This window comes from Streptomyces sp. NPDC088246 (assembly GCF_044741025.1).
Lineage (GTDB): Bacteria > Actinomycetota > Actinomycetes > Streptomycetales > Streptomycetaceae > Streptomyces.
Genome location: NZ_JBIURV010000017.1, coordinates 112,615 through 129,733 on the forward strand (window position 1 = coordinate 112,615; position 17,119 = coordinate 129,733).

The 17,119-nt window shown below is 69.3% G+C and carries 15 protein-coding genes; 3 read left to right on the plus strand and 12 right to left on the minus strand.

Going from position 1 to position 17,119, the window contains the following annotated elements:
• Positions 1-302: 302 nt before the first annotated feature.
• The 3 genes from ACIPEK_RS23650 to ACIPEK_RS23660 all read right to left on the minus strand — a co-directional run bounded on the left by ACIPEK_RS23650 (position 303) and on the right by ACIPEK_RS23660 (position 4,267).
• The gene (locus tag ACIPEK_RS23650; RefSeq protein ID WP_401999318.1) at positions 303-2,744 is read right to left on the minus strand and encodes a sodium-translocating pyrophosphatase; all 2,442 of its coding nucleotides are present in this window, start codon (positions 2,742-2,744) and stop codon (positions 303-305) included.
• 294 nt (positions 2,745-3,038) lie between these two features.
• A complete protein-coding gene (locus ACIPEK_RS23655; RefSeq protein ID WP_401999321.1) occupies positions 3,039-3,521 on the minus strand; it encodes an ATP-binding protein in 483 nt (160 codons plus the stop codon).
• Positions 3,522-3,913: 392 nt separating this feature from the next.
• Complete coding sequence (locus tag ACIPEK_RS23660; protein WP_003967428.1) at positions 3,914-4,267, minus strand: STAS domain-containing protein; 354 nt, start codon at positions 4,265-4,267, stop codon at positions 3,914-3,916.
• Positions 4,268-4,345: 78 nt separating this feature from the next.
• On the opposite strand from ACIPEK_RS23660, the gene ACIPEK_RS23665 reads away from it, so the two are divergent.
• A complete protein-coding gene (locus ACIPEK_RS23665; protein WP_401999324.1) occupies positions 4,346-6,883 on the plus strand; it encodes a DEAD/DEAH box helicase in 2,538 nt (845 codons plus the stop codon).
• On the opposite strand, the gene ACIPEK_RS23670 is transcribed toward ACIPEK_RS23665, so the two are convergent.
• The 7 genes from ACIPEK_RS23670 to ssd are packed head-to-tail and all read right to left on the minus strand — an operon-like array spanning position 6,765 to position 11,799.
• A complete protein-coding gene (locus ACIPEK_RS23670) occupies positions 6,765-7,376 on the minus strand; it encodes an Rv3654c family TadE-like protein (RefSeq protein ID WP_401999327.1) in 612 nt (203 codons plus the stop codon). The genes ACIPEK_RS23665 and ACIPEK_RS23670 overlap by 119 nt on opposite strands.
• Entirely contained in the window at positions 7,268-7,678 is a 411-nt protein-coding gene (locus tag ACIPEK_RS23675; protein WP_401999330.1) for a TadE family type IV pilus minor pilin, read from the minus strand. Before ACIPEK_RS23675 ends, ACIPEK_RS23670 begins: the two co-directional genes overlap by 109 nt.
• The gene (locus ACIPEK_RS23680; protein WP_327274451.1) at positions 7,665-7,865 is read right to left on the minus strand and encodes a DUF4244 domain-containing protein; all 201 of its coding nucleotides are present in this window, start codon (positions 7,863-7,865) and stop codon (positions 7,665-7,667) included. Before ACIPEK_RS23680 ends, ACIPEK_RS23675 begins: the two co-directional genes overlap by 14 nt.
• 58 nt (positions 7,866-7,923) lie before the next feature.
• On the minus strand, positions 7,924-8,718 hold the full coding sequence (locus ACIPEK_RS23685) for a type II secretion system F family protein (protein WP_401999335.1): 795 nt from the start codon (positions 8,716-8,718) through the stop codon (positions 7,924-7,926).
• Complete coding sequence (locus tag ACIPEK_RS23690) at positions 8,715-9,596, minus strand: type II secretion system F family protein (protein ID WP_401999338.1); 882 nt, start codon at positions 9,594-9,596, stop codon at positions 8,715-8,717. Before ACIPEK_RS23690 ends, ACIPEK_RS23685 begins: the two co-directional genes overlap by 4 nt.
• Positions 9,593-10,741, minus strand: a complete 1,149-nt coding sequence (locus ACIPEK_RS23695) for a TadA family conjugal transfer-associated ATPase (RefSeq protein WP_401999341.1) — start codon at positions 10,739-10,741, stop codon at positions 9,593-9,595. Before ACIPEK_RS23695 ends, ACIPEK_RS23690 begins: the two co-directional genes overlap by 4 nt.
• Positions 10,738-11,799 (minus strand): septum site-determining protein Ssd, encoded by a 1,062-nt coding sequence (ssd, locus tag ACIPEK_RS23700; protein WP_401999502.1) that lies wholly within the window; start codon positions 11,797-11,799, stop codon positions 10,738-10,740. The genes ACIPEK_RS23695 and ssd overlap by 4 nt, the downstream gene beginning before the upstream one ends.
• Positions 11,800-12,366: 567 nt before the next feature.
• Between ssd and ACIPEK_RS23705 the strand changes: the two genes are divergently transcribed.
• Positions 12,367-13,206: an HAD-IB family hydrolase gene (locus ACIPEK_RS23705; RefSeq protein ID WP_351259950.1), complete on the plus strand. Its 840-nt coding sequence runs from the start codon at positions 12,367-12,369 to the stop codon at positions 13,204-13,206.
• A gap of 529 nt (positions 13,207-13,735) precedes the next feature.
• Here the strand turns inward: ACIPEK_RS23705 and ACIPEK_RS23710 are convergent.
• Complete coding sequence (locus ACIPEK_RS23710; RefSeq protein ID WP_401999344.1) at positions 13,736-14,560, minus strand: oxidoreductase; 825 nt, start codon at positions 14,558-14,560, stop codon at positions 13,736-13,738.
• A 102-nt stretch (positions 14,561-14,662) separates the two neighbouring features.
• Here ACIPEK_RS23710 and ACIPEK_RS23715 point away from each other — a divergent pair, with 102 nt between their 5' ends.
• Positions 14,663-15,658, plus strand: a complete 996-nt coding sequence (locus tag ACIPEK_RS23715) for an ATP-binding protein (protein ID WP_383072465.1) — start codon at positions 14,663-14,665, stop codon at positions 15,656-15,658.
• A gap of 116 nt (positions 15,659-15,774) precedes the next feature.
• Here ACIPEK_RS23715 and ACIPEK_RS23720 read toward each other — a convergent pair whose 3' ends face one another.
• Positions 15,775-17,118 carry a hypothetical protein gene (locus ACIPEK_RS23720; RefSeq protein WP_401999348.1) on the minus strand — a complete coding sequence of 448 codons (1,344 nt, stop codon included), beginning with the start codon at positions 17,116-17,118 and terminating at the stop codon, positions 15,775-15,777.
• Between the last annotated feature and the right edge of the window lies 1 nt (position 17,119).

Below are 17,119 nucleotides of genomic sequence, written 5' to 3' on the forward strand. Positions count from 1 at the left end.
TCGGTCCCTTCCAAGGCTCTCGGCCCCGGAACTTACACGTCGAGCGCCCTCCATCCGGGTGTCAGACGTCCGATGAGTGTCTTTTTGCGGCCATTTGCACCAAGGGAAATGAGGGAGATACAACTCACCCACACAGCCCTCCGAACGCTGGAACACCTGTACGAGCAAGCGCACGGACGGGCGTACCGACCGGCGCACCGACACCGGAACACGACCGGGCGGACGACACATCAGAGTGCGTCGTCCGCCCGGTCGTTGAGCCGGAGCCGGCTACATGCCACCGGCCTCTTCCCGTCGCCGTTTCACGAAACAGCCGCCTGGTCGGCCGATTTGGCGGGTCCCCCGCCGCTGTCCGCGGGGTCCTCCTCGTCCCCCACGGCAATCCCGCGCCGCTTGGAGACGTAGACCGCGCCGATGATGACGACGACGGCGAGCACCGCCACCACCGCTCGCACGCCGGCGCTCGCGTCCTGCCCGTAGCTGAACTGCACCACCGCCGGGGCGATGAGCAGCGCGACCAGGTTCATCACCTTGAGCAAGGGGTTGATCGCCGGTCCCGCCGTGTCCTTGAACGGGTCGCCGACCGTGTCCCCGATGACGGTCGCGGCATGGGCCTCGCTGCCCTTGCCGCCATAATGACCGTCCTCGACGAGCTTCTTGGCGTTGTCCCACGCACCACCGGAGTTGGCCAGGAAGACCGCCATCAGTGTGCCGGTACCGATGGCGCCCGCGAGATACGAACCCAGCGCCCCGACGCCGAGCGTGAACCCGACGGCGATCGGCGCCAGGACAGCGAGCAGGCCGGGCGTGGCGAGCTCACGCAGGGCGTCCTTGGTGCAGATGTCGACGACGCGCCCGTACTCCGGCTTCTCGCTGTAGTCCATGATCCCGGGATGCTCGCGGAACTGCCGCCGCACCTCGTAGACCACGGATCCGGCGGACCGGGACACCGCGTTGATCGCCAGCCCGGAGAAAAGGAAGACGACCGCGGCACCGAGGATCAGGCCCACCAGGTTGTTGGGCTGCGAGATGTCCAGACTGAGTGTCATCTCCCCGGCCTTGGCCCCCACGCCGTCGACCGCTGTGGCGATCGCGTCGCGGTACGAACCGAAGAGCGCCGACGCCGCCAGGACGGCCGTGGCGATGGCGATGCCCTTGGTAATGGCCTTTGTGGTGTTGCCGACGGCGTCCAGGTCGGTGAGGACCTGAGCACCGGCGCCCGTGACGTCACCGGACATCTCGGCGATGCCTTGCGCGTTGTCGGAGACCGGGCCGAAGGTGTCCATGGCAACGATGACGCCGACGGTGGTGAGCAGCCCGGTCCCCGCCAGGGCCACCGCGAAGAGCGCCAGCATGATCGACGTACCGCCGAGCAGGAACGCCCCGTAGACGCCCAGACCGATCAGTAGTGCCGTGTAGACGGCGGACTCCAGACCGATGGAGATACCGGCGAGTACGACGGTGGCCGGACCGGTCAGCGAGGACTTGCCGATGTCCCTGACGGGCCGCCGGTTGGTCTCGGTGAAGTAGCCGGTCAGCTGCTGGATCAGGGCGGCGAGCACGATGCCGATGGCGACGGCGACCAGGGCGAAGACCCGCGGGTCGCCGACGTGCGAGGAGATGGCGGTGTCGGTGACGCCGTCCAGATCCGCGTACGAGGACGGCAGGTAGACGAAGACCGCCACGGCCACCAGGACGAGCGAGATCACCGCGGAGATGAAGAATCCGCGGTTGATGGCGGTCATTCCGCTGCGGTCGGCGTGCCGCGGGGCGACCGCGAAGATCCCGATCATCGCGGTGACCACGCCGATCGCCGGGACGATCAGCGGGAAGGCCAGTCCGGAGTCGCCGAAGGCGGCCTTGCCGAGGATGAGCGCCGCGACGAGCGTCACGGCGTACGACTCGAAGAGGTCGGCCGCCATGCCCGCGCAGTCACCGACGTTGTCGCCCACGTTGTCGGCGATGGTGGCGGCGTTGCGTGGGTCGTCCTCCGGGATGCCCTGCTCCACCTTGCCGACGAGGTCGGCGCCGACGTCCGCGGCCTTGGTGAAGATACCGCCTCCGACCCTCATGAACATGGCGATCAGCGCGGCACCGAGACCGAAGCCCTCCAGCACCTTGGGCGCGTCGGCGGCATAGACGAGGACGACACAGGAAGCACCGAGCAGCCCGAGGCCCACAGTGATCATGCCGACCACGCCACCGGTACGAAAAGCGATCTTCATCGCCTTGTGCGAAACAGCGGTGAGATTCCTTTCGGGTTCCCCTTCCGCCGGAGTCGCCTCACGCGCAGCAGCAGCCACACGGACATTACTGCGTACGGCGAGCCGCATCCCGATGTATCCGGTGGTCGCCGAGAAAAGCGCACCCACCAGGAAGAACAACGAACGGCCTGCGCGCTGCGACCAGTTGTCGGCCGGAAGCAGCAGAAGCAGGAAGAAGACCACGACGGCAAAGATGCCGACGGTACGCAGTTGCCGGGCCAGATAGGCATTCGCGCCTTCCTGGACGGCTGCCGCGATCTCCTTCATACGGTCGGTGCCCTCACCGGCCGCCAGCACCTGGCGCACCAGCAGCCGGGCAACGACCAGCGCGGCGATGGCGACGACCGCGACGACGATCACGATGACGCGGTTGTCATCGGTGAGTACCGCGGCCGCGAGAGATGCAGGCCGACCGGAAGGTGTGGAAAGTGCGGAATCTTGCGTCAGTCCTGCCAGTGGGGTGTTGAAGAACTCCGCCATACGTCCTCCTTGACGCTCAGCGCTCAAGACGTGGACGGATTGTAGGGAGCGGGAGCTGATCAAAACAGTGCGCGGTAAATGTAATTGACCTCAACGGCGGATCGGCAAATGACCGCGGCCGCGGATCGACCCGAATGCAGTAATGGGGCAGGAACATTTTCTGTAGATCAATGATCACACAGAAATGAAAAAAGGCCCTGCTCAGCAGGGCCTCAAAAGAGGGATCAAGAAATGGATCGGGGGATGGATTCGGGGGATCGGGACGGCCGGACCGCCCGTGACGCCTGCGGCGCCTCAGGGAAGCACCGTCACGGGCGTCTTCGGCCAGCTCATGCGGATCACTCCGCCATTGGCCCCCGATCTGACTTCCACATCATCGACGAGGCCGCTGATGACTGCGAGACCCATCTCGTCCTCGCCGTCGGCGTCGGCCTCTGAATCCGGACCATCGAGTCCTACGCCGGGCGTGGCGCCGCGTGTCGCGGAGGCTCCAGCGGGTCCGGCGGGAGCGGGCTCGGCACCCGGCCCGGGCACCTCGTCACCGACCTCGATGGAGAAGGACTTCTCCTCCTCGGTCAGGACGACGGAGACGGGAGCGGTGATGCCATGGCTGCGGTGCAGCCCGACTGCGCGGCTGCAGGCTTCACCGACGGCGAGTCTGACCTCGTCGAGCACGGCTTCATCGACCCCCGCCCGGCGCGCCACGGCGGCTGCCACGAGGCGTGCCGTCCTGACGTGTTCGGGCTGGGCGCTGAAGCGGAGTTCAACGGTGGCCATGCGATCCCCCTCAGACGTACGGGCGTGCATCCCAGGGACCCGGGCGGGCTGCCCGACACCCCTGCTCTTCTTCCGGCCTTCTTCCGGAACCGGCGAAGCCGTCGGCCGACCGGCCTGGTCGCCGACCGCCGGCCCACTGACGGACAGCTGTCGACTGACCGACAGGCGCCCGAACCGGCAGACGGCTCACTCCCAAGCGGCCGAATACCGAACAGCCGATCGACAAGCAGCCGACCGACAGACCGGACGCCGACCGGTTGCCCAGCAGTCGGGGCACTGGCTACCAGGTCCCGACCGCTGACTGCCCGACCGGCCGGCTGCCTGTCTGAGGCAACCGGCGGTCAGGCCGCCCGCGAGTCACGGCTACCGGTGCACCGGCCGCGGCCCGACCGTCAGTCGGTGGCCGCAACTGCCTCGTCGACCGTGGTGTGAATCGGGAACACCTTGGTCAGACCAGTGATCCGGAAGATCTTGAGAATGCGCTCCTGGTTGCAGACCAGGCGCAACGAGCCCTCATGGGCCCGGACACGCTTCAGGCCGCCCACGAGCACGCCGAGGCCGGTGGAGTCGAGGAAGTCGACGCCTTCCATGTCGACAACCAGGTGGTAGCTGCCGTCATTCACCAACTCGACCAACTGCTCGCGCAGCTTGGGCGCGGTATACACATCAATCTCGCCACCGACCTCGACGACCGTACGGTCGCCACCAGGGCCGGACACATTGCGAGTCGACAAGGACAGGTCCACGGATCCTCCAGCACCTTGCTATCGAGCGGTCGCCCCTCGGTCTCCCCGGCGGAGCCAGGGGACGGATCGCCAGCCGCGATGGCATTCAATCACTTACCAGCAGCCATGCACGACGCCTTGGGACCATTGTCCGTCACGCCAGTGACACACTCGGTCCCGATGGCCAAGAATCACCGCCCCAGTCGACCACCCGAGAACAGGGACTCCCGCCCCTCTCCCGCCATGGTCCTCGACCGGCTCGCCGCAGCGGCGGGCCGGTCCGCGCGCATCACTCATACGGAGCACTTGCCCCCGCGTACGGGAACCCATGCCATCTGGCCCGATCGCATCCGGCCAGAAGTGATCGCCGCGATCCAAAAAGCCGGAATCGACCACCCTTGGGCGCACCAGGCGGCCGCCGCCGAGCACGCCCTGGACGGCGAATCCGTGGTCATCGCCACCGGCACGGCGTCCGGCAAGTCGCTCGCCTACCTCGCTCCGGTGCTCACCGCACTGCTCGACGGCTCCGAGGCCCCGAACGGCCGTGGCGCGACCGCCCTGTATCTCGCCCCCACCAAGGCCCTGGCCGCCGATCAGAGGCGTGCGGTGAAGGAACTTGCGGCACCGCTCGGCACCGCCATCAGGCCCGCGGTCTACGACGGCGACACCCCGGTCGAGGAACGCGAGTGGGTGCGCCAGTACGCCAACTACGTCCTGACCAACCCCGACATGCTGCACCGCGGGATACTCCCGTCCCACCCCCGCTGGTCCTCCTTCCTACGCGCCCTGCGCTTCGTCGTCATCGACGAGTGCCACACCTACCGGGGTGTCTTCGGCTCCCACGTCGCCCAGGTGGTGCGCCGGCTACGCCGTCTGTGCGCCCGGTACGGAGCGGATCCGGTCTTCCTCCTCGCCTCGGCCACCGCGGCGGAGCCGGCCGTCGCGGCGGGCCGCCTCACCGGTCTCCCGGTCACGGAGGTCTCCGACGACGCCTCTCCACGCGGCGAAATGGTCTTCGCCCTGTGGGAACCGCCCCTCACCGAGCTGCACGGCGAGAAGGGTGCGCCCGTGCGCCGTACCGCCACTGCCGAGACAGCCGACCTCCTCACCGATCTGACCGTCCAGGGCGTCCGCTCGGTCGCCTTCGTCCGCTCCCGGCGCGGCGCCGAACTGATCTCCGTCATCGCCAAGGAACGCCTCGCCGAGGTGGACCGTTCCCTGCCCGCCCGGGTCGCCGCCTACCGCGGGGGTTATCTCCCCGAGGAACGCCGCGCCCTGGAGCGCGCCCTGCACTCCGGTCGGCTGCTCGGCCTGGCCGCCACCACCGCTCTCGAACTCGGCGTCGATGTCTCCGGCCTGGACGCCGTCGTCATCGCGGGCTATCCCGGCACCAGGGCGTCGCTGTGGCAGCAGGCGGGCCGCGCCGGGCGCTCCGGCCAGGGCGCCCTGGCTATCCTGGTGGCCCGCGACGACCCGCTGGACACCTTCCTCGTCCACCATCCCGAGGCGCTCTTCCAGCAGCCCGTGGAGTCGACCGTCCTCGACCCGGACAACCCGTACGTCCTCGCCCCGCACCTGTGTGCCGCCGCTGCGGAGCTCCCGCTCACCGGACCCGATCTGGAGCTCTTCGGCCCGGCCGTGGCCGAACTGCTGCCACAGCTGGAGGCCGCGAAGCTGCTGCGCAAACGCGCATCGGGCTGGCACTGGACCCGCCGCGAGCGCGCCGCCGATCTCACCGATATCCGCGGCGAGGGCGGCCGCCCCGTCCAGATCGTCGAGGAGGGCACCGGCCGACTGCTGGGCACCGTCGACGAATCGGCCGCGCACACCGCCGTCCACGAAGGCGCCGTCCACCTCCACCAGGGCCGCACCTATCTGGTCCGGAAGCTGGATCTGGAGGACTCGGTGGCCCTGGTCGAGGAGGCCAACCCGCCGTACTCGACGACCGCACGCGACACCACCGCCATCACCGTCCTGGAGACGGACACCGAGATCCCGTGGGGGGACGGGCGGCTCTGCTATGGCTCCGTGGAAGTCACCAATCAGGTCGTCTCCTTCCTGCGTCGCAAACTGATCACCGGCGAGGTCCTCGGCGAGACCAAGCTGGATCTGCCTCCCCGCACTCTGCGCACGCGCGCCGTGTGGTGGACGGTCACGCAGGACCAGCTCGACGCCGCCCGTATCAACCCGGAGATCCTGGGCGGCGCCCTGCACGCCGCGGAACACGCATCTATCGGGATGCTGCCGCTCTTCGCCACCTGCGACCGATGGGACATCGGTGGCGTCTCCATGCCGTTGCACCCGGACACCCTGCTGCCCACGGTCTTCGTGTACGACGGTCATCCGGGCGGTGCCGGATTCGCCGAGCGGGCCTTCCACACCGCCCGTACGTGGCTGACCGCGACCCGCCAGGCCATCGCGTCCTGCGAGTGCGAGGCGGGCTGCCCGTCCTGCATCCAGTCCCCCAAGTGCGGCAACGGCAACGATCCGCTGCACAAGCGGGGCGCCGTGCGCCTCCTCAGCGAACTCCTCCGGTCCGCGCCGCCGGCCCCGGGGGAGCCGGGCCCTCCGGAACCGTCGGGGGCGACGGATCAGGGGAGCCGGGAGCAGCCGCCGGAGGGCCGGCCCGGGACCTGACCGCCGGTTCGTACGGCCCGAAACTCACCCGGGCCGTCACATCGGCGATCTCCCCACGCACCGTGCACCGCACCACCACCGCCCCCTGTGCCGCGGCCACGTCCTCGGCCGCCCCGCACGCTTCCCCGGGCCCCTGCAAGGCCCGGTCGGCCGCGGCCAGGGCTGCCAGGTCCGCCGCACCGCCGGCCCGGTGCCGGGCGACCATCACCTGTCCGAGCGCCAGCACGACCGCGAACGCCGCGCACAGCGTGGCCGTGGTCATCGCCACCCACACCGTCGCCAGGCCTCTGTCCCGGTCCGGGGCCCGACCTCGATTCCGACCGTGACCCCCACTCCTGTGCAGCCACCCGAGGACGGCCTCCCGGGCTCCCTCTCCTGTCCCGGTCACGGCGTAACCCCCACCGTGTCCTCTGCAAGCGCTGCCGCCTCCGCATGGAGCTTGAGGGCCAGGGGACCGGGTCCGGGCATCGGCGCCGCCACTCGTACCCGCCACAGCTCCCCGGCCCGCTCCATCGCGACTTCCGCCCCGTGTGGTGCCGCCGAACGAGTGGCTTCCAGCACCTGCGCCTCGGGTTCCGAGCGGGCGGCCGCCCTCGCCCCGGCCCGGGCCGCGTCCACGCAGCGGATCTGGGCGGAGGCGGCCATCAGCGCCCAGACCAGCGCCAGGGCGAACACCGCCAGCACCGGAATCGCCATAGCCGCTTCCGCCGTCACCGCCCCCCGGTCTCCGCCCCCGCACACGGTCTTGGAACGACCTCCGGCGTACGCCCCGGAACTGCTCCTAGAACTTCGCATCGAGCGCGTCCTTGAGCAGTGACTGCAGTGCGGACATGACCGGCTGGCTGGTGACCACCTTGTAGAGCACCGCCGCGAACGCACAGGCCGCGATTGTCCCCACCGCATATTCGGATGTCGTCATTCCGTTGTCCGACCGGACTCGGCGCACCATGCTCCGCACCCAGCCCCTGATTCGCTGTGCCATTTCAACCCCCGCGAAATTCATAAGTCATATTGAATAGATACTTACTAGTACTTTTCTGTCACCCGTTGTGAAGCAGACCGGTCGCCAGACCGATCACCACCGGCGCCACTCCGACCGCAAGGAAGGCGGGCAGAAAGCAGAGCCCGACCGGCGCGGTGATCAGCACGCCTGCCCGCTGGGCGCGCGCCACGGCCGCGCTCGCCCGCTCCGCCCGCATCGCCTCGGCCAGCCGCGCCACCGGCTCCGCCGCCGGAGCCCCGGTCGATCCCGCCCGGTCCAGGCAGCGGGACAGCGCACCCGCGCCCTGTATCTCCCCGAACCGCGCCCAGGCCACCGCAGGTTCACCACCGAGCCGGATCTCCGCAGCCGTCCGCGCCAGACGCACGCCGACCGGTCCGCCCAGCGACTCCCCCACCGCCTCCGCCGCCTCTCGAGGCCCGGCTCCGGCAGAAATGCAGGCCGCCAAGAGGTCAGCTGCCAAAGGAAGTTGACGTGAGACCTGCGCCGCTTCCACAGCGCCGACCCCCGGTTTGCGTCTGCGCCGGACCCGCTGCCATCTCCAGGCGCCGTACGCCCCTGCCACCCCGGCCGCGAACCCTGGCAGGCCGCCGATCAGGACCACGCCTGTCGCCAAAGCACCCAGTGGCGCGATCCATTCCTTCACCCGGGAACCGGAATCCGTCCGCCCGCGCCGACGCTTCTCCGGGCCGATGGCCAGCAGCACCGCACCCCGACGGTGTACCGTCCGCCTCCGCCGCCGTCTCGCCAGCGCGAGGGCCAGATACGCGACCGTGCCCAGAACCGCCCACACTGCTGCCGCCCGGTGGACGACTTCGCCGGTGACCCCGTTCACGCCGCCTCCCCCGCCCGTACGATCCGGCCGGCCCAACAAAGCCCGGCCGCTTCCAGCAACCCACCCGCCACCAGACAGACCAGCCCGGCCGGCGTGTGCAGCAGCACCCTCAGCGGATCGGCCCCGAGCGCCGCCCCCAGCCCCAGACCCAGCACCGGCAGCAGCGCCAGCACCGCCACCGTCGACCAGGCACCGGCCAGTTGGGCCCGTAACTCCTCCCGTCTGCGTCGCTCCGCCCGCAGCGCACCCTCCAGGCGGTCCAGGCCCGCCGCGAGCCCGGTCCCGCCGTCCACCGCCACCCGCCAGCAGGCCGCCACCCCGGCAAGCCCGTCCAGACCCGGCTCCCGAGCCGCCTGCCCGAGCGCCCCCGGCACATCGCCGCCGAACCGCGCGGCAGCGGACACAGCAGCCTCCGCCGTTCCCATCACCCCGGCCCCGCGGACAGCGACGAGCAACGCCTGCCCCGGCTCGTGCCCGGCCCGCAGCTCACCCACGACGGCGCCGCACAGCGCCACCACCCCATCGGCCCGGCGTTCGCGCTCCTGCGTCAGGGCTCGTCTCCGCAACCACCGCCGCACCAGAGGCACCGCCACCGCCACCGCCAGCACCGGCAGCACGGATTCCCCCAGCACGGCGATGGCCAGCGCCACCGGCAGGCAAAGCCACTCCCGCCGCGTCCGCAATCGCTCCTGGAACCAAGCCCGAATCCGCTCCAAGCGCTCACGGAGCGGCGGCTGCATCACCCCGTCGAACAACAACACCCGCGCTCGCCGACGCCCCTGGTCCTGCACCACCACCAGCCAGGCCGCCACCCCGACGCACAAGGCCGCCGCACAGCTCGCACCGGGGGCCGGACCCACCGTCGCGGCACCGCTCACAGCGCACCCCCGGTCATCGACCGCAGCCGTTCCCAGCCCCGCTCCTGCACAAATCCGTCGGTGCCCCAGCGCAGTGCCGGCACGGTCACCACCAGCCCAGCCGCATCCCGCTCCAGGACCTGCACCTCAGCAATCCGCCGCTGCCCGGCCCGGTCCCGTACGAGATGGACCACCACCGACAGCGCAGCCGCCAACTGGCTGTGAAGTGCGGTCCGGTCCAGTCCCGCCGCCGTCCCCAATGCCTCAAGGCGGGCCGGGACGTGCTCGGCTGCATTAGCATGAACCGTCCCGCAGCCGCCCTCGTGGCCAGTGTTCAGCGCGGCCAGCAGTTCGGTGACCTCGGCGCCCCGCACCTCCCCGACCACCAGCCGGTCGGGCCGCATCCGAAGCGCCTGCCGCACCAGGTCCCTCAGGGTCACTCGCCCCGCCCCCTCCTGGTTGGCAGGGCGCGACTCCAGGCGCACCACATGCGGATGGTCCGGCCGCAGCTCCGCCGAGTCCTCGGCAAGCACGATTCGCTCACGCTCCCCGACCGCACCCAACAGACTCGACAAGAGGGTCGTCTTCCCGGCCCCCGTCCCCCCACTGATCAGATACGAGACCCGGGCTTCCACCAACGCCCTCAGCACCCGGTCACCACCCGGCGGCACGGTCCCCGCCGCGACCAGCTCCGTCAGCGAGAAGGCCCTGGGCCGCACCACCCGCAGCGACAGGCACGTCGAGCCGACGGACACCGGCGGCAGCACGGCATGCATACGGGTGCCGTCCGGCAGCCGCGCGTCCACCCAGGGCCGGGCGTCGTCCAGCCGCCGCCCCGCCACGGCCGCCAGCCGCTGTGCCAGTCTGCGCACCGCGGCGACGTCCGGAAAGGTCACCCCGGTGAGTTCGAGCCCGCCGCCCCGGTCCACCCACACCCGGTCCGGCGCGGAGACCAGGACATCCGTCACGGCCGGGTCGGCGAGCAGCGGTTCCAGCACCCCGGTGCCGACCAGTTCGCCGCGCAACTCATCGGCCGCGCCGAGCACTTCGGCATCACCGAGCAGCCGTCCCTGGGCCCGAAGAGCTGCCGCGACCCCGGCCGGGGTCGGCGCCGCGCCGCTCTGTGCCAGCCGTTGCCGTACGGCGTCGAGCAGCGTCTCCGTCATGACGCACCCCCACCGGCGCGTCCCCCTGCAGCCTCCGGGGCGAGTGCCCGCTCCCAGAACGCCGCGCAGAACCTGGCCAGTGGACCGCGCGCACTGCCGCCGGGCGGTGCGCCGCCATCCTGGGTGGCCAGCAGCCCGGCGTCGAGCGGTAGTTCACCGGCAAGCGGCAGCCCCAGCGCCTGTGCCACCCACCGCTCGTCGAGGCCCGCCGCGTACGGGCCACGGGCCACCACCCGCAGGTCGTCCAGCACCATCCCGGCCATCGACGCCACCCGCTTCGCCGCCGCGACTGCGCGAAGCTCTCCGGGGACCACCAACAGCCCGAGATCCAGCTGTGCGAGCGCCTCGGCCACCGGCTCGTCGACCCGGCGCGGCAGATCGACGACCACCACCCCTCCGAGCCTACGCGCGGCGGCCAGCACGGCCTGTATGGCCTGTGGCGGGATGACCACCCAGTCGTCGCGGCCCCAGCTGAGCACCCGCAGGCCGTGCAGTGCGGGTAGCGACTCCTCCAGTGCGCCTCCGCCGACCCGCCCTTTGGAATGGGCGAAATCCGGCCACCTCATTCCCTCGACCCGTTCGCCACCGAGCAGCACATCGATCCCCCCGCCGAGCGGGTCACCGTCGATCAGCATGGTCCGCCGTCCGGCCCTGGCCGCGGTCACCGCGAGGGCGCAGGCCAGTGTGGATGCACCGGATCCGCCCCGTCCGCCGATCACCCCGACGGTGAGTGCCGGCCGGCCCACACCTTCCGCCGCATTGGCGATCTGGTCGACGAGCCAGCCCTCCGAATCGGGCAGCCTCAGCACATATTCGGCCCCGATCTCCACGGCGCGGCGCCAGACATCCGGGGCGTCCTGGTCCCGGCCTACGAGCATCACACCGCGCCTGCGTGCCGCTCCACGGCACCGCTGGGCGGCATCGTCTCCCACGAGAACCATCGGGGCCTGCTCCCAGCCGCCTCTGCGTTCGGGCAACGAGTGATGAACTTCTGGCTCCGCTCCGGCGGCTGCGCACAGCCGCAGCAGATCGTCGAGGAGTTCCACATCCTCGGTCACGATCAACGGTCCGCTCCGCCGCACCCCGACGGTCGGCAGACGATCCCGTGCGATGGATTCAGCCACGATCTCCGCCCCCTTCTCGCTACACCTTCATCGCGGTTCGCGGTGATCTCGGAGCGTTCCGAGATCGGCGATTCCACAAGCCGCGGACTTCGCGACCGGAATCACCGTGCAGCACTTCGGGAAATCGTGTGGATCTTGCTCAAAAACTGTGGACAACTCTGCCGTTGTGAATATCTCTGTCGCTCATACCGGCGACTTCCGGAGAGCAGCACTTCCGCTACGCACCGTGACGAGTCAAGATGGTGAGAGACGGAACGAGAAGTGGGCCATCGCGGCCGAAATGGAGGCAGAATGCTTGATTCCGAACGGCAGAAACGCGTCCGGACATGCGACGACCCCCGCCGGGGGGGAGAGCGGGGGTCGTCCCCACGGCCGACTCGGGGGGGGGAGGAGCCGGACCGGGTTAGCACGGTCGCGAACGATCCGTGACTTCCATGGTGTACCCGAGAGCCTTCTCAGGCAAACCCACGCGCCAGAGTTTACGCCGAATGGTGGGCCCCTATGCTCAGCCTTGTGGAAAACCGCTTCTTGCCGCGCACAGCAGCCTTCTTTGACCTGGACAAGACGGTCATTGCGAAGTCTTCGACGCTGACCTTCAGCAAGTCCTTCTACCAAGGCGGACTGATCAACCGCCGCGCTGTACTGCGCACTGCGTACGCACAGTTCGTGTTCCTTGCCGGAGGTGCAGATCACGACCAGATGGAGCGGATGCGGGAATATCTCTCCGCGCTCTGCAAGGGTTGGAACGTCCAGCAAGTGAAGGAAATCGTCGCCGAGACCCTGCACGATCTGATCGACCCGATCATCTACGACGAAGCGGCGACGCTCATCGAGGAGCATCACACCGCCGGACGCGATGTGGTGATCGTCTCGACCTCGGGCGCCGAGGTCGTCGAGCCGATCGGCGAGCTGCTCGGCGCCGACCGAGTCGTCGCCACCCGGATGGTCGTCGGTGACGACGGCTGCTTCACCGGCGAAGTGGAGTACTACGCGTACGGGCCGACGAAGGCCGAGGCGGTCAAGGCCCTCGCAGTGTCGGAGGGATACGACCTGTCGCGCTGCTACGCCTACAGCGATTCCGCGACCGACGTACCGATGCTGGAGTCGGTCGGCCACCCGCACGCAGTGAATCCGGATCGCGCTCTACGGCGCGAAGCAACCCTTCGCGAATGGCCGATTCTCGCCTTTGACCGACCGGTCCGACTCAAGCAGCGACTGCCGACGTTCTCGATGCCGCCGCGCCCGGCGTTGGTTGCTGCGGCAGCGCTGGGCGCAGCCGCCGTCACAGCGGGACTGGTCTGGTACACCTCCCGCCGCCGCACCACCACGACCTCCGCCTGATGTATGAGCCGGGCGGCGGCGCCCCTACTCACACCCTGGGCCCCGCCGCCCGGCCCGATCAATGGGGTCAAGCAGGGCGACCGATCAGCCCAATTCATCCGACCGAACCGAGTTGTCCAACTCGCCCGTAATTGAACCTAAAAGTAAAGAAGTGTGGCCAGCACTACCGCTCGCCCCGGCCCTGGAGTACAAAGGACTCAACGGCCCGCGAGACCAAGGACATCCGAGAGGATTACCTGATAACGCAGAGAAGGCCCCACGGACCGAGCATGAAAACCGAGCACCCACGCGACGTCGACCCGTCGATTACGGGCCAGCCGCACCAGGGAAACGGGCAAAGCCCCCGACCTGATGGGCACATATCGAGGACGCATGGTAACTGGGTAGACATGCCAGCGGCGGTACCGAAGACGGTACCGCCGCAACCCTTTTACCGGGCAGTGAAGTTACGGCAGTGGAGTTACCGCGGTGAAGTCATCGATTAGCCGCACCCGCTTGTCGTACCCGGCCCGCGAGACTACGCGCCCTGCTACGCAGCGCCGCGCTGCAGCGCTTCGCACACCGCCGTCGATTCCCTGACGCCCAGCTCCACGGCGCGCCCGCAGTGCGCGATCCAGGCCGCCATCCCCTCCGGTGTCCCCGACAGGTAACCCTCGAACGCAGTGATGTACGCCGCCCGCCCCTGCTCGGCGTGGCCCACCTCGGCGGGGCAGATCGATTTGGGGTCGAGGCCGCTCCCGATCAGTACGATCCGCTCGGCGGTACGCGCGACGAGGCCGTTGTACGAACCGAAGGGACGCAGAGCCAGCAGTTCACCGTGCACGACCGCCGCCGTCACCAGCGCGGGCGCCGAAGTGCCCGAAAGGATCAATCCAGAGAGCCCTTCCAGCCGCCCCACCACTTCCTCGGCGTCCGGCAGCGGCGCTTCGATCAGCGGCTCCTCCACGGGTTCGCCTGCCAGCCGTGGCCGACCGACAGTGTCCTCGGGCGCCGCGCCGCCGGCCGCAACCAGATGCAGCCGCGCCAGGACGCGCAGCGGCGACTGCCGCCAGATGGAGAGCAGTTGACCCGCTTCGGCGGTGAGCCTCAGGGCCGCTCCGATCACGTGCGCCTCACCGTCACCGCTGAAGTCGGTACGCCGGCGCACCTCCTCCAGATTCCAGTCGGCACCTGACAGCGCCGCCGAGCCACGGGCGCCGCGTAGCGCCGCTTCAGCGGTGACCTCGTTGCTGCGGCGCCGCATGACGCGGTGACCGTAGACCCGGTCGACGGCCTTGCGTACGGAGTCCACCGCGTCGGCGACCCCCGGCAGGGCGCCCAGGGTGGCGAGCGGATCAGAGGCAGTCGTACTCATAAGCAGCGAGGCTACGCGCCCCCTACACCGATGCCGCCCGAGAGTGGCCTTCTTCACGAAGCGTGACAGCAGACCGCAATCGTGCCGCTACCCTAGGTGAACATGAAGATCGCTTTCGTAGGGAAGGGCGGCAGCGGCAAGACCACACTGTCCTCGCTCTTCATCCGCCACCTTGCCGCCAATGAAGCCCATGTCGTCGCGGTGGACGCCGACATCAACCAGCACCTCGGGGCCGCGCTCGGCCTCGACGACCAAGAGGCTGCGGCGCTGCCTGCCATGGGAGCCCAGCTGCCTCTGATCAAGGAGTATCTGCGCGGCAGCAATCCCCGTATCGCCTCCGTCGAGACGATGATCAAGACGACTCCGCCCGGCGAGGGCTCACGGCTGCTACGGGTCCGCGAGAACAACCCGATCTACGACGCCTGCGCCCGCACGGTCCGGCTCGACGACGGGGAGGTCCAGCTGATGGCCACCGGGCCATTCACCGAGTCGGATCTGGGTGTGGCCTGCTACCACTCCAAGGTCGGTGCGGTCGAGCTCTGCCTCAACCATCTCGTCGACGGCCCCGACGACTATGTCGTCGTTGACATGACAGCAGGTTCGGACTCCTTCGCTTCCGGGATGTTCACCCGCTTCGACATGACGTTCCTGGTCGCCGAGCCGACCCGTAAGGGCGTCTCGGTCTACCGCCAGTACAAGGAGTACGCCCGGGACTTCGGGGTCGCGCTGAAGGTCATCGGCAACAAGGTGCAGGGCGAGGACGATCTGGACTTCCTGCGCGCCGAGGTGGGCGCCGATCTGCTGGTCGGCGTCGGGCACTCCGACTGGGTACGGGCCATGGAGAAGGGCAGGCCGGCCCGCTTCGAGCTGCTGGAGGCGGACAACCGGATGGCCCTGCAGGCGCTGCAGAACGCCGCGGAGGATTCGTATGAGCAGCGGGACTGGGAGCGTTACACGCGGCAGATGGTGCACTTCCATCTGAAGAACGCGGAGAGCTGGGGCAATGAGAAGACGGGCGCCGACCTGGCTGCCCAGGTCGACCCTGCCTTCGTGCTGGACGAGCGGTACGTGCAGGACGGCGCCGCTCAGCCCGCCTGATCCGTCGGCGCCCGGGCCGGGAGGACGCCCTCGTTCCGGCCGGGGCACCATGGCGCCCTCAAGCGGCAGTCGCAGCCGAAGGACGTGCAGCTCGGTGACCCAGCACGGTCACCGAGCTAGCGACCAGCCCGATCCGCGCCGGATCCGGCGTGAGCCTTTCCGGCCCCCGACGCCCGGTCGGCGTCCGGGCCCGAAGTCGCGACCTCGTCGAGGAAGTCCGTCCAGCCTTTCGCCGGGGCCTGGCCGACACCGAGCCTGCCGAGCTTCGCCAACGTCGCCGGGTCCTGTGCGTCCAGCCAGTCGGCCAGCTGCCGGAAGGACACGCAGCGGACGCCCTCCTTGGTGCAGACCGTCGCGATGGTCTGCTCGACGGCCCGCATGTACGTGCCGCCGTTCCAGGACTCGAAGTGGTTGCCGATGATCAGCGGGGCACGGTTGCCGTCATACGCGCGATCGAAGGCCTGGATCAGACCGTCGCGCATCTGGTTGCCCCAGTACCCGTGTCGGCCCGGATCGCCCCGTGTCGTACCGGACTGGTTGAACATGAAGTTGTACTCCATCGACAGGGTCTCGAACTCGCGCCCCGGAACCGGGACGAGCTGCATCGAAAGATCCCAGATGCCATCCTTCTTCTCGGGCGAGACCTGGTTGTTGACGCCACTGGAGTCGTAGCGGAAGCCCATCGCCCGCACTGCGGCCACCGCATTCTTCTGCCCCTCCAGACAGGGCGTGCGGCCGCCGATGAGCTCCTTGTCGTAGTCGAAGGGAAGCGGCTGCTCGCTCTTGAGGTCGGGGTCGTTGGTCTTCCAGCTCTTCACAAAGGTCTTGGCCTGGCCGATCTCGCTCTTCCACTGATCGACGGACCAGGTGCCGACGCCACCGTCGGGGCCGCAGAAGTGGCCGTTGAAGTGCGTGCCGATCTCGTCGCCGTCCTCCCAGGCGCCGCGAACCTGGGTGATGGTGTTCCGGATTCCCTCGGTGTCGTTGAAGCCGATGTCAGAGCTGCCGACGCTGTGCTTCGGCGGGTCGTAGAGCTCCCGCTTACCCTCAGGCAGCAGGTACACGCCGCTGAGGAAGTACGTCATGTTCGCGTGGTATTTCTCGCCCACCTCGCGGAAGTGCGAGAACAGCTTCTGGCTGTCCTCTCCGGCGCCGTCCCACGAGAACACCACGAATTGCGGGGGCTTCTGGCCAGGTGCCAGGCGCTGCGCCACGGGCTGCTTCGGCTGACTGCCCGTGAAGGCGGTGGAGCCGTCGCCGATGAGGCGGAAGATGCCTTCGGGTGCGGCTCGGGGGACGTTCTTCTTCGCTCCGGCGTCCCGCTTCGCGGCAGCGGGGCCGGCGGCTCCGGTTCTGGAATCCGCGCGGGAGGAGCAGCCGACCACTCCTGCGGCGAGTGCAACGGCCATGACACCCGGGGCGACCCGCTCGGCGGCGCCCCTCTTCGCGGCGCCCATCATC

Excerpts from the sequence above, each read along its gene's own strand:
- ACIPEK_RS23655 (WP_401999321.1), bottom strand. The coding sequence starts at position 3,521 with ATGGCCACCGTTGAACTCCGCTTCAGCGCCCAGCCCGAACACGTCAGG.
- ACIPEK_RS23710 (WP_401999344.1), bottom strand. The coding sequence starts at position 14,560 with ATGAGTACGACTGCCTCTGATCCGCTCGCCACCCTGGGCGCCCTGCCG.
- ACIPEK_RS23680 (WP_327274451.1), bottom strand. The coding sequence starts at position 7,865 with ATGGCACAGCGAATCAGGGGCTGGGTGCGGAGCATGGTGCGCCGAGTC.
- ACIPEK_RS23650 (WP_401999318.1), bottom strand. The coding sequence starts at position 2,744 with ATGGCGGAGTTCTTCAACACCCCACTGGCAGGACTGACGCAAGATTCC.
- ACIPEK_RS23665 (WP_401999324.1), top strand. The coding sequence starts at position 4,346 with ATGGCATTCAATCACTTACCAGCAGCCATGCACGACGCCTTGGGACCA.
- ACIPEK_RS23715 (WP_383072465.1), top strand. The coding sequence starts at position 14,663 with ATGAAGATCGCTTTCGTAGGGAAGGGCGGCAGCGGCAAGACCACACTG.
- ACIPEK_RS23720 (WP_401999348.1), bottom strand. The coding sequence starts at position 17,118 with ATGATGGGCGCCGCGAAGAGGGGCGCCGCCGAGCGGGTCGCCCCGGGT.
- ACIPEK_RS23675 (WP_401999330.1), bottom strand. The coding sequence starts at position 7,678 with ATGCGAAGTTCTAGGAGCAGTTCCGGGGCGTACGCCGGAGGTCGTTCC.
- ACIPEK_RS23705 (WP_351259950.1), top strand. The coding sequence starts at position 12,367 with ATGCTCAGCCTTGTGGAAAACCGCTTCTTGCCGCGCACAGCAGCCTTC.
- ACIPEK_RS23695 (WP_401999341.1), bottom strand. The coding sequence starts at position 10,741 with ATGACGGAGACGCTGCTCGACGCCGTACGGCAACGGCTGGCACAGAGC.